Below are 12,180 nucleotides of genomic sequence, written 5' to 3' on the forward strand. Positions count from 1 at the left end.
CAGCAATTGCTTGCGGGCAAACGATCAACCTTATGTCACGGGTGCCGCCGCCTCTACGGCTTTTGTACCTGAAGCCGGTACTGGTGCGGCGTCGTTCCCATCGCTTCGCGGAATACTTTGCAAAAATACGACGGGTTGGCAATGCCGGTCCTTGCGCCGATTTCCGGGATCGTCAAGGAGGTCCGGGTAAGCAGTACGCATGCATGACGGATGCGGGTCGCCTGGACGTAAGCCAAAATGGTCGTCCCCGTCGCTTCCTTGAACAAATGGGCGATATGGTAGCGGGACAGGTGCAACTCGTCGGCCATTTGCTCCAGCCGGAAAGGCTCGTGATAATGGCGCTCGATCCATTGCATCGCTTCTTCCGCCCGATGGCGGTATCTCAAAGGCTCCGAAAGCTGTTCATGGGCCGCCTGACCGATGCGCCGGAATTGGCGCAAAAAGCTCAGCAGAAAAAACATGTATTCCTCATGAATTTCATTCGAAACGTGGTGCTGCCGGGCATCGTCAAATTGCTCCAGCAGCGCCAGGATCGGATCGCCCTCGGCTACGGAACGGACGGGCCTGCTGCTGCCGGGCTGCTGCTTGAGCGTCTGGAAAAAGCCCTTTAATGCCGGGAAGCTGTCCCAATAAGGCTTAAGCATAGCGGGATCGAACATGATCAGGCTTCTTACAAAACCGGATGCGGCCCGGATCTGTACGCGGTGCAGCTGAAACGGCTGAAACATCAGCAGCGCGCCGGGCTCTATGGAATAGGTGGTCCCATCGATAATCAGCAGTCCTTCGCCTTCGTGAATGTAAGTGAACTCCATCTCAAGATGTGCATGAAACACTTCGCGGAAGGCGCCGGCAGCAGATGTGCGCCGGTAATCGAATAAGAAAGGAGCACAGCCTTGACGCATCGTTCCTCCACCACATTTCCTCGTTAATGCCATACCCGTCCATTATACCATCTCCTTGCCCATAAACTGAACCGCGCAGCGTCAGGCGTTTGTACGCTTGTCTTTGCAAAATAACCGGTAATCGCTATAATCTATACACGACGGGACTTGCTGATACATACTGGAATGTGAAACGCCCGAAGTGAACAGGCGCACTAATCATCAAATCATTCATACATGAAATGGGGATGCGGCATGTATCGTGTATTGATCGTCGATGACGAGCCTTGGGTCTTGAAAGGAATTCGCAGCACGTTCAAATGGGAGGAGCTCGGATTCCAGGTTGTGGCGGAAACGACGGATTCGCTGGAGGCGTACGAAATCATTATCCGGGACAAGCCGGATGTCGTAATGACCGATATACGCATGCCGGAATGCTCGGGTATCGACTTGATGAAACGCTGCAGAGAGCGGGGCATTCAATCGGAATTCGTCATCATAAGCGGCGCATCCGATTTTCATTATGCGCAGGAATCGATCCGGCTCGGCTGCTTCGATTATTTATTGAAACCGCTTCAATTCGAAGAAGCGGACGCTTTGCTGGAGCGGCTTCTGCGTCATCTGAACAGGGGCGGCCACCAGCAGGAACTGGATCTGCTGGAATCGCTTCAGCATGCGGATGCCGCTGCAATCCGGCAGCTGCTCCGGAGCAGGGGGATAACGGCGGAGCGCTATCAGGCTGTCTACATGTCGGGACGGGAAGGGGAACAGCTTGCCGAGGCGTCCGAGTGGTTCGGCGGGATGGAGCACATTGTCATCCACGCCGATCCCAACAAGCGGATCGTAATATTAGGCTGTACGGACAGCCGGTACCCGCTGCTTGCCGCCTCTTACGAACAGGCCGCGCCGCAGACGAAGGAAGGACTGCACATCGGCGTGAGCGAAGTGTCCGCCTCCTGCGATTACATCCCGAAGCTGATCGGCGAGGCGCATACGGCGATGCATGATTCGTTTGTTTATCCGGCTGGCGGGACGTTTTTGCAGAGCAAGGAAATGCCCGCCGCCGTACGCAAGACGGTACAAGCCGTTTGCACCGCAATCCATCAACGTTCGGACGAGCAGGTCGGCGCATTGCTCGGCGGGCTGCCGGAGCTGTTCCGGGCGGAGAGGGCCGGGATGAAGGATGTGGTCTTTTTGTGGAACCAGATCGTTTCCACGATTAACCATACGTATAACGGCGGATCGGTTCATTCGAACGAGGAGCTCAGCTTCATGGATTACGGCGCGCTTGTTCATAAATTCAGCAATCTGGAGGAGCTGTGTTCATGTCTGAGCCATTTTATACGGACGGAGGCAGGCGCCGCTGCGCCGGAGCCGGATCCTTTCGTCAATGAAAATTTCAAGGAACTGCTGGAATATGTGAACGACCATTTCGAGCAGGAGCTGCATTTGAGAGAGCTGTCCGCCAAATTTTTCATCAATTACACGTACTGCTGCGACTTGTTCCAGAAGACGGCGAAGGTTACTTTCACCGACTATGTCACCAGGCTGCGGCTGAATAAAGCGGGTCGGCTGCTGAAGGACAGCGACATGTCGATTTCGGAAATATGCCGGGAGGCCGGCTACAAGGATTATCACTATTTCAACAAGGTGTTCAAGAAGTGGTACGGCGTTACGCCATCGCATTACCGGAAGAGCCAGACGGCCCCATATTATGGAGAAGGCAGAGGATGAGAAGGATGCGAATTATCGCCCGTTTGAACCTGCGAAAGCAGCTGCTGCTGTTGATCGGTATTTCCACCCTCATGATCTTTTCGCTGCAGCTCTATTATTATAGTAAATTTTACGGTTTGGCTGAAGACAAGGAAAACGTACATACCGCAAAAATGATTCGGCAGGTAGAAGAAAATGTGACCTCCTTTTCCCAGGACATTAAAGACGCCGCTCTGGCCGCCTCCTACAACACTGTGATCCACGACTATATGGGCTCGGACGATCCGATTTACAGGCTGAAGCTGAACAAAAATGTGCTGGAAATTACATCCGGAATCAAGTCGTCCAACAAAAATATCGAATCGATCGTACTGGTCGATAAGGAGCGCAATATTACAGGCGCATCGAGTCCGTTCGATTACATGATTTTGGAGGAGCTGGAGAAAAAGTACCGTCCCGATATGCGTCGCCCCGAATCGCAGTTTTTCGGCAAAATTTACAATTCGGAGAAAATGGAGAAGGCGGCCTATCTGTACGCCCATCCCGTCTTCTCATCGTTGAACGATACGGCCGATTTTGCTGAGCTGGGCATGGTGATCGTCGTATACAAAACGGAAATTTTGGACCGCATTTTAACCGACATTAAAGCGACGCCCAGCTCGCTCCTGCTTATTTTGGATAACGAGCAAAGGATCGTGGCGGCGGACGAACGCGCGATGAAGGGCAGCTTGTTCGATACCGCCCTGCTGGACGGAATCGGCAGCGACAGCAAGGATCACAAGATCGATTACAATCAAAAGCTGACCCATGTTCAGGTGAAAGAGATGGCGCTGCTCAACTGGAAGATCGTCAGCCTCATTCCGGTGAACGAAATGACGGATGAGCTTCGCTGGATCCGCAACGTCGGGCTGATGATCGGAGCTGCAATGACGCTGCTTATTTTCATCATGGGGCTGCTGTTTATCCGCAGTGTCACCATTCCGTTTGGCCGGATCGTGCGGTTCGTCAATTTCATCGGCAACAACGGGGGCAAGCAGCGGCTGAAGCTTCCGGTTCAAAACGAAATGGGCATTTTGTCTGCGGAAATCAATAAAATGCTCGACAAGCTCGATGAGACGAACGAAAAATTTATTCAAGCCAAAACCTCGCTGTACCAGATGGAAATTGCCAAAAAGCAGGCCGAGCTGTCGTTTCTGCAAAGCCAGATCAATCCTCATTTTTTGTACAATACGTTGGAATGCATCCGCAGCATCGGGCTGGCGAGCCGGGTGATGGAGATTGTTGAAATATCGACGTCCATGGCCCAAATATTCAGGTACAGCATAAAGGAGGATAATTTTGTCCGCATTCGCAACGAGCTGGAGTGCATCCAGGACTACTTGCGCATCATGTCGATCCGGTTTATGGATAAATTCAGCGTGAACATCCGTATCGACGAGCAAATATTGGATAAGCGGATGCCTAAAATGATTCTACAGCCGGTCGTCGAAAACGCCGTCTATCACGGACTTGAACGGAAAAACGGGAAGGGCGTCCTGACCGTGACCGGAATCATAACCGAAAGCCGGACGATCCGTTTCGAAATTGCCGACAGCGGCAAAGGCATGAAGGCGGAGGAGCTGATGCAGCTGCGCCAATCGCTTCAGGCGTCCGATCCGAATGAAGGCGACATGGCCTCGCGGGGACTCGGCCTGCTGAATATACATCAGCGAATTCGGCTGGCCTTCGGAGAGCCTTACGGCATCGAAATCAACAGCATCGACAATGAGGGGACGCAGGTTTTCGTGCACATTCCGATCCTGGAGAACGGTGCGGAATAATTTCCGAAAATAGTACCACATGTTCCGAAACGAGGCAGTAGCACAATTTCGGAAAGCGGTTACAATTAAAATATACGCATTTCGCAATTCTTTTGTAAAAAGCTTTCTCGGTATCAAAAGGAGGGGTTATGTGTATGGAAGACAAGCGAGGTAATTGCGGACAAAGCGATATGACCGGCGAATGTGTCGAGCGGTCCGGGTACGGTCAAAGCTTCAGGCGAAGCGAGCACGGTTCAAGCGTCCAGCGATACCGGTACGGTCAAGCCGGTGAAAGCATCAGTCCAGGTGAACGGAGTGAAGCCGACTATTGCAGCGTATGCGGTGACCGCATCAAGCCGGGCGGAAGCATCAGGTCCGGCGCGAGCAGGAAGCCGGGCAAACGCACCATGCCCGGCCGGCTGGCCGCCGTGTCGCTCGCCTTGATGCTTGCCGCCATGGCGGGCTGCAGTTCGACCGGACAGCCGTACGTACAGCAGACGGTTCCCGCCGCCCAACTCGAGGCGAACCCGGATGAAGCCGACAATCCGGCTGCGGCAAGCGCGAATGAGCCGTTTACGCTGCGCGTCTTGTCCAACACGCCGCTGGAGGTGCCGGATTTGAACAACCGGTTCTGGACCCGCATCCAGCAAATGTTCAAGGTCAGGCTGCAGGCCGAATTCGTTCCGCTGGATGACTATGACCGGAGATTGCGGCTGGTGCTCGCCTCAGGCGATTTGCCGGAAGCGATGGTGCTGAACTCGGTCAATGACAGTGTGTTCAACAAGGCGGTCAAGCAGGGGATGTTCTGGGACTTGAACGAGTTGGCGGGAGATTTGAGCCAGTTTCCGAATTTGAAGTATAACATCTCTGCAACCGCCTGGAACTATACGAAAATCGAGGGCAGACATTACGTCATTCCCCGGGCTCGTCCGCTGCTCGACGGAGGGCTCCATTGGCGGCCCGATTTGTTCCTCAAGCACGGGCTGTCCCAGCCCGGAACACTGGATGAATACGTCGGAGCTTTGAAGCAAATCGTCGACGCCAATCCGAATAAGCATTATATCGGACTTCATTTTGAGGAATCGTTTTACACCGCATTCGGCGGGTTCGAGCCTGTGTATAACAGCGAAGGCGGACTCGTCCACAAATATTTGACCGACAGCTATACCGAATTTGTCAGATGGTACCGTCATGTATACGGCATGGGCTTGATGTCCAAGGAGTTTGCCATATTGAAAGGCAGCGACAAAGAAAATATGTTCCGTTCGGATAAGGCGCTTACCTATGAGCGGAATATGTACCACAGCTATACATACGATCAGGAATTGAAAAAAATCGACCCCGGCTACGAGGCCGGCGTGATCACTTATTTGACCGGCCCCAGGGGACACTCCGGCGAATACGGAATTGCATTCACGGGGGGCTTTGTCATTGCCCGGAGCGTCCCGAAGGACAAAGCGCTGCGCATTCTCCACATGTACGACCAGGCTGCGGATCCGCGCGTGACCGACCAGCTGCTGCGAGGCTTTGAAGGCATTCATTTCGACATGGTGAACGGAAAAAGGGTGCCGACGCAGCTTGCCGGAAAGGAAATCAGCAACGCGGTCATGCAAATTTTTCCGAACGCCGATGACGAATGGCAGAAGGTTGTGAACTTTGCCGCACCCGCAGCGTGGAACGAGAAGATGAAAGCAACCGCCTCCACGCTGTATGAAGCGGAGCGTGCGGTCGACCCGTTCCGCGTCATTCGCTCGGCGGCATGGCTGAAGGAATGGCCGAAGGTGGAGGACGATTATATCGCCATTCGCACCCAGGCGGTCATGGGTTTGATTCCGATGAGCGAGTATGAGGAATTTGTCAGGAAGTACAGGGAAAAGCCCGAATTCAAGCTTGCTTTCAAACAGTTTGCGGACAGCTATAAGCTCATGTTTTAGACGGTGCCGGCGGACATTCGGCAGTGGTTGCTGCGGGGATACGGCCGGCGAAAACGATCAAGCCTGGAAGGGACGGTTGCATATGTTGGAGCTTCAAACAAGCTATGTAAAAGACTTGGACAGCAAGTGGACCATCAGCCATTTGTCCAGCCCGTACCATCTGCTGGTGCTCATCACAAGCGGACGGCTGATTTATTGGGTGGACGGCAGGACCATCCCGCTGCAAAAAGGCGATGTGCTGTTTGTGCCGGCGGGCTCCGTGCGCAGCGCAAGCGCCATTGAGGTTCATCAGCGGTATGCGACGTTTTTCGGCGTGCGCGGCGACGATCCGGTTCCGCTGCCGATTCTGGAAAAAAAGCAGACGTTCAAGCTGAAAATCCAAAACTTCCCTTACTTTAAACAACGATTTTCGCTGCTTAATCACCACTGGCTGATGAAAGGCGCTTATCTCGACACGATGTGCCACGCCATCCTGTTGGAAATGCTCGGCATGGTCAATTACGATCTCGACGCCGAGGAGGTCGGCTCTAAAAAAATGAAGCTCGTGAAGGAAATGAAAAACTACATTCTCAAGCATTACAACCGGCCGATCAAGCTGCAGGAGCTGTCCGAATATGCGGGAAAAACGCCGAACTACATCTCCAGCATTTTTAAAGAGGTGACAGGCTTTACGCCGATCGAATATTTGCATGACGTGCGAATTTCGATGGCCAAGGACATGATGTTGTCCAAAGGCATGTCGATCCGTGAAATATCCGAGGAAACAGGCTTTTGCGATCAGGCCTATTTCAACCGGGTGTTCCGCAAGCTGAGCGGCTGCTCTCCTACCGACTTTTTAAGCGAGCAATCGGGCTGAAACGCAAGAGAGCCCAAAAATGTTCCGATTTTTCGTAGGATTATACAAATGGCCGGAGATCGTTAATGGCTGCGAGCGGAAAATTCAATTATGCTAAGGCTGCAGGGATGAACAAGGGATCCCCGGCCGGGCCCGCTGCCATTTTGATAACGGAGGGAATGCCGTATGGAACAAACATGCTTGCAATACGCTTTGACTGAGGAAGAACGCAAAGCTTTTGACGAAACCGGATATTTAATTATGGAAAATGTGTTGTCTCCCGAGCATGTCGCGGCTTTAACGGCGGAGGTCGACCGAATTTTCGGCGAACATGTAAAAGCGGGACACGATCCGAGCAAGGCGATGTTTCACCCGAACTTTATTCCGGATCACGAGCTGTTTCTCGATCTGGTCGATTATGAAAAAGTACTGCCGAAGGTGTGGGGCATTCTCGGCTGGAATATTTATTTGTACCATGCTCACATGATTGTGACCCCGCCGAGCGGCCAACAGCCGTCGGATAAAACGTTCGGTTGGCATCAGGACAGCGGCCGGATGAACGTGGAGATGGAGACCGAGCCACGTCCGCGGATGTCGCTCAAGGTAGCTTATTTCCTGTCGGACTTGGCTGAGCCGGGACGCGGCAACTTCTGGATCGTGCCGAACAGCCACTTGAACAATACGATGCAGCGTCCGGAAGGCGGCTTCGGCCAGCTGGAAGGGGCCATCCCGGTATGCGTGAAGCCCGGCACCGTCGTATTTTTCGACCGCCGTCTCTGGCATGCGGCCAGCCCGAACTGGTCGGAGCTTACGTGCAAGGTGCTGTTTTACGGCTATGGCTATCGCTGGATTCGGACGAAGGACGATATGACGGTGCAGAGCCTCTGGTCCAAATCCGACCCGATCCGCCGCCAGCTGCTCGGAGCGGGAACGAATTGCAACGGCTATTATACGCCGACGGACGAGGATGTGCCGCTGCGCGAATGGCTGAAAGAATATGCTGCGGCAGAAGTGAAATAACTGAAGGGAGGTCCAAGCGGTATGTCCGTTAACGAAGAAGCGGTGATGCAGACTTCGGCCGGCGGGAAGCCGGAACGGAAACGGGTGAAGCCGGGCATCATCGATTGCGATGTACATCCGATTCCGAAAAGTCTGGATCAAATCAAGCAGTATATGCCCAAATATTGGCGGGACCGGTTCCGCGGAGGCGGGCGCGGGTTGTTCTACAACAACCCGTTCCACGGCATGCGTCAGGATTCGCATCCGCCCGGCGGCGGACCGGCGGGGTCCGATCCGGATTTTGTACGGAAACAGCTGATCGAACCGAACAACATTAAAACCGCGATTCTTATTCCGCGCGAAAACAGCTGCCAGTTCCCGGATCTCGATTATGGCAACGCGATTGCCTCCGCTCATAACGAGTGGATCGCGGATACGTGGATCGGCCCGGATAATCCGGACGGGGTTTTTAAGTCCTCGATCGTGATCAATCACAGCGATCCGGTTTATGCGGCCCAGGAGATCGACCGCTGGGCGCATCATAAACACAACATCCAGGTGACGACGGATTCGGGAGCGAGATTTTTGCTCGGGCACCGCAATTTCCATCCGATCTATGAGGCGTGCTGCCGTCATAATCTGCCGCTCGCGATTCATCCCGGCCTCGACGGGATCGGCATCAACATTTTGCCGTCGCCCGGCAATCCGAGCCATTATATCGAATGGCATACGTGCATGTCGCTCAGCTTCCAGGCGCATCTGGTCAGCCTCTTGACGGAAGGCACGTTCGAGCGTTACCCCGACCTGCGGATAGTGCTGGTCGAGGGCAGCTCCACCTGGCTCGTTCCTTTAATGTGGCGGCTCGATATGGAATACAAGGCGCTGCGGGTCGAGATTCCGTGGGTGAAGAAACGGCCGAGCGAATATTTGCGCGACCATGTACGCCTCACGTCGCAGCCGCTCGAACGGCCGGAAAACGACGAAGACCTGCTGCAAATGCTGCGGATGATGGATGCCGAGCATCTGCTGATGTTTTCGAGCGACTACCCGCATTGGGATTTCGACAATCCGAAGCTCGCTTTTCCGAAGCTTCCGGAGAAGCTGTACAACCGCATCTTTTTTGAAAATGCGGAGCAATTTTACGGCTTGCAGCAATAATTGCAGATCAAAAGCCGATCCGGCGTTCGGAAGGAGTTTGCAAAATGGCTAAACATATCATTGGAAGCACACGGGAGCTTATACCCGGGCAAAAAAAGATTGTGTCGTTGGAAGGAATTTCCATAGGGGTCTTTAATGTGAACGGCAGCTACTATGCCGTCAAAAACAGCTGCCCGCATCAGCAGGCGCCGTTATGCGTGGGCAAGGTGTCGGGAACGACGCTTCCGACCAAGCCCGGCGAATTCAAGTACGGTCGGGAAGGCGAAATTATACGCTGCCCGTGGCATGGCTGGGAGTTCGATCTGACGAACGGGCATTCGCTGTTCGACCCGAACCGCTGCTGGGTGAAAACGTACGAGGTGGAGGTAGGTCAGGCAGAGGAGGAAGCGCCCAAGCTGGAGACGTTTCCGGTCGACGTGGAGGAAGAGCGCGTCATTGTAACGATCAACCGATAAAGGAGGGCGACAACCATTGGCACGGTCAAAACCGGGAATTATCGATTGCGACGTACATCCGTATCCGAAATCGAAAGATGAAATCAAAGCTTATTTGGAGCAGCCGTGGAAGGACCGTTACAACGGAAGCGGCAGAGGCTTCTACGGAAACCCGGTACACGGCGAACGGCTGGATTCGAGTCCGCCCGGAGGTGGTCCCGGCGGCTCCGACCCCGATTTTTTAAGAGAGCAGCACATCGACAAATACGGGATCGATCACTGCATTTTAATGCCCCGCGCCTTTTGCAATCTGCTGCCCGATCCTGATTTCGGGACGGCCGTAGCGGCGGCTTACAACGAATGGCTGGCCGCCACCTGGCTCGGCGAATACAACCGCGACGGCGTCTTCAAAGGCTCGATTACGATCGCCCACCAGGACCCGTCGGCGGCTGCGGCCGAGATCGATCGTTGGGCAGGTCATCCCCATTTTGTCCAGGTGATGACGGACTCCGGCGCGCGGGCGCCGTTCGGTCAGCGCCAATATTACCCGATTTATGCCGCCTGCGAGCGGCATGGGCTGCCGTTTGCGATTCATCCGGGCACGGACGGGATGGGGATCAACGTCCAGCCTACGCCCGGTTACCCGACGCATTATATTGAATGGCATACATGCTTGTCGCTGAGCTTTCAGGCGCATCTGGTCAGCTTGTTGACCGAGGGTGTATTCGAACGGTTTCCCGGGCTGAAAATCGTGCTCGTCGAGGGCGGCGTCGCTTGGCTGCCGGCTTTGATGTGGCGGCTGGATGCCGAGTACAAGGCGCTTCGCTTCGAGGTGCCGTGGCTGAAAAAGCGGCCGAGCGAATATTTGCGCGACCATGTGCGCATCACCTCCCAGCCGTTGGAGCGTCCGGACCAGGACAAATTTTTGCTCCACACGCTGGAGGCGATGGATGCGGAGCATATTTTGATGTTTTCCAGCGATTATCCGCATTGGGATTTCGATTCGCCGCAATTTGCGTTTCCGAAATTGCCGGAAGAGCTGCATCGGCGCATTTTTTCCGGCAATGCGAGAGAGCTGTACGGGCTGTAGCCTTCGGTTCAGAGCTGACAGGAAAGGAGCGGAAAATATGTTGATTAAAGAAGTAGCGGCCAGCTTATATCCGTGGGATCTTCACGACGAGGGCGTCGACCATTGCGTGGATACGTTGGCGGAGCATGCGAATGTGAACAGCGTTTATTTGGTCGGGATCATGCACAAGGAGAAGCGGCCGCTCAGGGAATTGTATTACCCGCATAATCCGAAGCGCAAGTTTTACATGCCGGAAGACAGCTGCGTATATTACAGGCTGGATCAGGCCGATTTTACGAATACGCCGCTCAAGCCGATTTACAGCTCGGTCGATTTTTTGAAAGAAACGGATTGGCTCGATACGCTGATCGCCAGCGCTCGCAGCAGGAAGAAGAAGGTCGGCGTCGAGATTTCCCATACGATTTTCGATGCGAAGATTGCCCGGCGGGATTTTCCGTATTTGATGCAGCGCAAAATCGACGGCACGATGCTGAGCCTGCTTTGTCCGAATCACGACCATGTCCGCGAATACATCCGTGGGCTGTTCCACAGCTCGGTCAAGACGCATGATGTCGATTTTATCCAGAGCTGTCTCATCCTGTTTGCCGAAGGCGGTAAAATGGGCTGGCATAATCATGCCGTAGCCGACGAGAAAGAGCTGCACGTGCTGCTGAACACGGTTGACGGCGGCTGCTTCTGCGAAGCGTGCAGGGCAAAAGCGATAGCGATGGGATATGATTGGGAGCGGATCGTCTCCGATCTGCGGCAGTTGAACCAAATCCGCAGCGGCGCGGAATTAACCGACGCGATGGGGAAAAAGCTGCTGGAGCAAAGCAGCCTGCCGGCGACCGCATTGCTGCTGCGGGTGCCGTCGTTGTACCAGTGGCTTGAATTCCGGCAAAAGAGCATCACCTCGTTGTTCCGCGACATTTACGAGGCGGTGAAATCGGCCAACCCGCTGGCGGAATTCCGCTATAACACCTATTTAAAGTATCCGGAGCTGTCCGGTCTCGATTTTGCCGCCATCCGCCCGTATATCGATTCGATCCGCGAATCCGACTATTCGGAAATGTGGGGAAATCCGGATCAGCTTGCCGCCAAGAGACAGAAAATTCTGAAAATACGCAGCGGCATCGGCTACGAAAAAGATGTGATAGCCGCGATCGACGTCAGGCCGAACGTGAGAGGCGAAAGCAACGAGGACATTATTAAGCAAAGCGTCAAGCTGATCAGCAATCTGGGGGTCGACGGTTTATCGTTAGGGCATTATGACGAGGCTACGCTTTCCCGCTTGCAAGCGGTCAAATCAGCGATGGAACAATCCGAAATGAGGCTGTACTGAGTCATATTTGAAGGAG

Annotated in this window: 10 protein-coding genes; 9 read left to right on the top strand and 1 reads right to left on the bottom strand. The window is 54.1% G+C overall.

Features of this window, described 5'->3' with window-relative positions:
- Positions 1 to 53: 53 nt before the first annotated feature.
- Positions 54 to 902, bottom strand: a complete 849-nt coding sequence (locus E1757_RS29740) for an AraC family transcriptional regulator (protein ID WP_133235111.1) — start codon at positions 900 to 902, stop codon at positions 54 to 56.
- A gap of 234 nt (positions 903 to 1,136) precedes the next feature.
- On the opposite strand from E1757_RS29740, the gene E1757_RS29745 reads away from it, so the two are divergent.
- The 9 genes from E1757_RS29745 to E1757_RS29785 all read left to right on the top strand — a co-directional run bounded on the left by E1757_RS29745 (position 1,137) and on the right by E1757_RS29785 (position 12,164).
- Complete coding sequence (locus tag E1757_RS29745; RefSeq protein WP_165972349.1) at positions 1,137 to 2,615, top strand: response regulator transcription factor; 1,479 nt, start codon at positions 1,137 to 1,139, stop codon at positions 2,613 to 2,615.
- Positions 2,612 to 4,414, top strand: coding sequence for a sensor histidine kinase (locus E1757_RS29750; RefSeq protein WP_165972350.1), 1,803 nt, complete (start codon positions 2,612 to 2,614; stop codon positions 4,412 to 4,414). Before E1757_RS29745 ends, E1757_RS29750 begins: the two co-directional genes overlap by 4 nt.
- A gap of 134 nt (positions 4,415 to 4,548) precedes the next feature.
- On the top strand, positions 4,549 to 6,327 hold the full coding sequence (locus E1757_RS29755; protein ID WP_165972351.1) for a type 2 periplasmic-binding domain-containing protein: 1,779 nt from the start codon (positions 4,549 to 4,551) through the stop codon (positions 6,325 to 6,327).
- Positions 6,328 to 6,409: 82 nt separating this feature from the next.
- Positions 6,410 to 7,183 carry a helix-turn-helix transcriptional regulator gene (locus E1757_RS29760; RefSeq protein ID WP_165972352.1) on the top strand — a complete coding sequence of 258 codons (774 nt, stop codon included), beginning with the start codon at positions 6,410 to 6,412 and terminating at the stop codon, positions 7,181 to 7,183.
- Between the two features lie 165 nt (positions 7,184 to 7,348).
- A complete protein-coding gene (locus E1757_RS29765; protein ID WP_133235121.1) occupies positions 7,349 to 8,182 on the top strand; it encodes a phytanoyl-CoA dioxygenase family protein in 834 nt (277 codons plus the stop codon).
- A 21-nt stretch (positions 8,183 to 8,203) separates the two neighbouring features.
- Positions 8,204 to 9,319: an amidohydrolase family protein gene (locus E1757_RS29770; RefSeq protein ID WP_133235123.1), complete on the top strand. Its 1,116-nt coding sequence runs from the start codon at positions 8,204 to 8,206 to the stop codon at positions 9,317 to 9,319.
- A gap of 44 nt (positions 9,320 to 9,363) precedes the next feature.
- Positions 9,364 to 9,774, top strand: a complete 411-nt coding sequence (locus tag E1757_RS29775) for a Rieske (2Fe-2S) protein (RefSeq protein ID WP_133235125.1) — start codon at positions 9,364 to 9,366, stop codon at positions 9,772 to 9,774.
- Between the two features lie 16 nt (positions 9,775 to 9,790).
- Positions 9,791 to 10,843, top strand: coding sequence for an amidohydrolase family protein (locus E1757_RS29780; protein WP_133235127.1), 1,053 nt, complete (start codon positions 9,791 to 9,793; stop codon positions 10,841 to 10,843).
- A 37-nt stretch (positions 10,844 to 10,880) separates the two neighbouring features.
- On the top strand, positions 10,881 to 12,164 hold the full coding sequence (locus E1757_RS29785) for a hypothetical protein (protein ID WP_133235129.1): 1,284 nt from the start codon (positions 10,881 to 10,883) through the stop codon (positions 12,162 to 12,164).
- Positions 12,165 to 12,180 lie beyond the last annotated feature (16 nt).

The sequence above is a fragment of the Paenibacillus piri genome (assembly GCF_004354045.1).
GTDB classification, from domain to species: domain Bacteria; phylum Bacillota; class Bacilli; order Paenibacillales; family NBRC-103111; genus Paenibacillus_S; species Paenibacillus_S piri.

Excerpts from the sequence above, each read along its gene's own strand:
- E1757_RS29765 (WP_133235121.1), top strand. The coding sequence starts at position 7,349 with ATGGAACAAACATGCTTGCAATACGCTTTGACTGAGGAAGAACGCAAA.
- E1757_RS29745 (WP_165972349.1), top strand. The coding sequence starts at position 1,137 with ATGTATCGTGTATTGATCGTCGATGACGAGCCTTGGGTCTTGAAAGGA.
- E1757_RS29785 (WP_133235129.1), top strand. The coding sequence starts at position 10,881 with ATGTTGATTAAAGAAGTAGCGGCCAGCTTATATCCGTGGGATCTTCAC.
- E1757_RS29740 (WP_133235111.1), bottom strand. The coding sequence starts at position 902 with ATGCGTCAAGGCTGTGCTCCTTTCTTATTCGATTACCGGCGCACATCT.
- E1757_RS29760 (WP_165972352.1), top strand. The coding sequence starts at position 6,410 with ATGTTGGAGCTTCAAACAAGCTATGTAAAAGACTTGGACAGCAAGTGG.
- E1757_RS29770 (WP_133235123.1), top strand. The coding sequence starts at position 8,204 with ATGTCCGTTAACGAAGAAGCGGTGATGCAGACTTCGGCCGGCGGGAAG.
- E1757_RS29750 (WP_165972350.1), top strand. The coding sequence starts at position 2,612 with ATGAGAAGGATGCGAATTATCGCCCGTTTGAACCTGCGAAAGCAGCTG.
- E1757_RS29755 (WP_165972351.1), top strand. The coding sequence starts at position 4,549 with ATGGAAGACAAGCGAGGTAATTGCGGACAAAGCGATATGACCGGCGAA.
- E1757_RS29775 (WP_133235125.1), top strand. The coding sequence starts at position 9,364 with ATGGCTAAACATATCATTGGAAGCACACGGGAGCTTATACCCGGGCAA.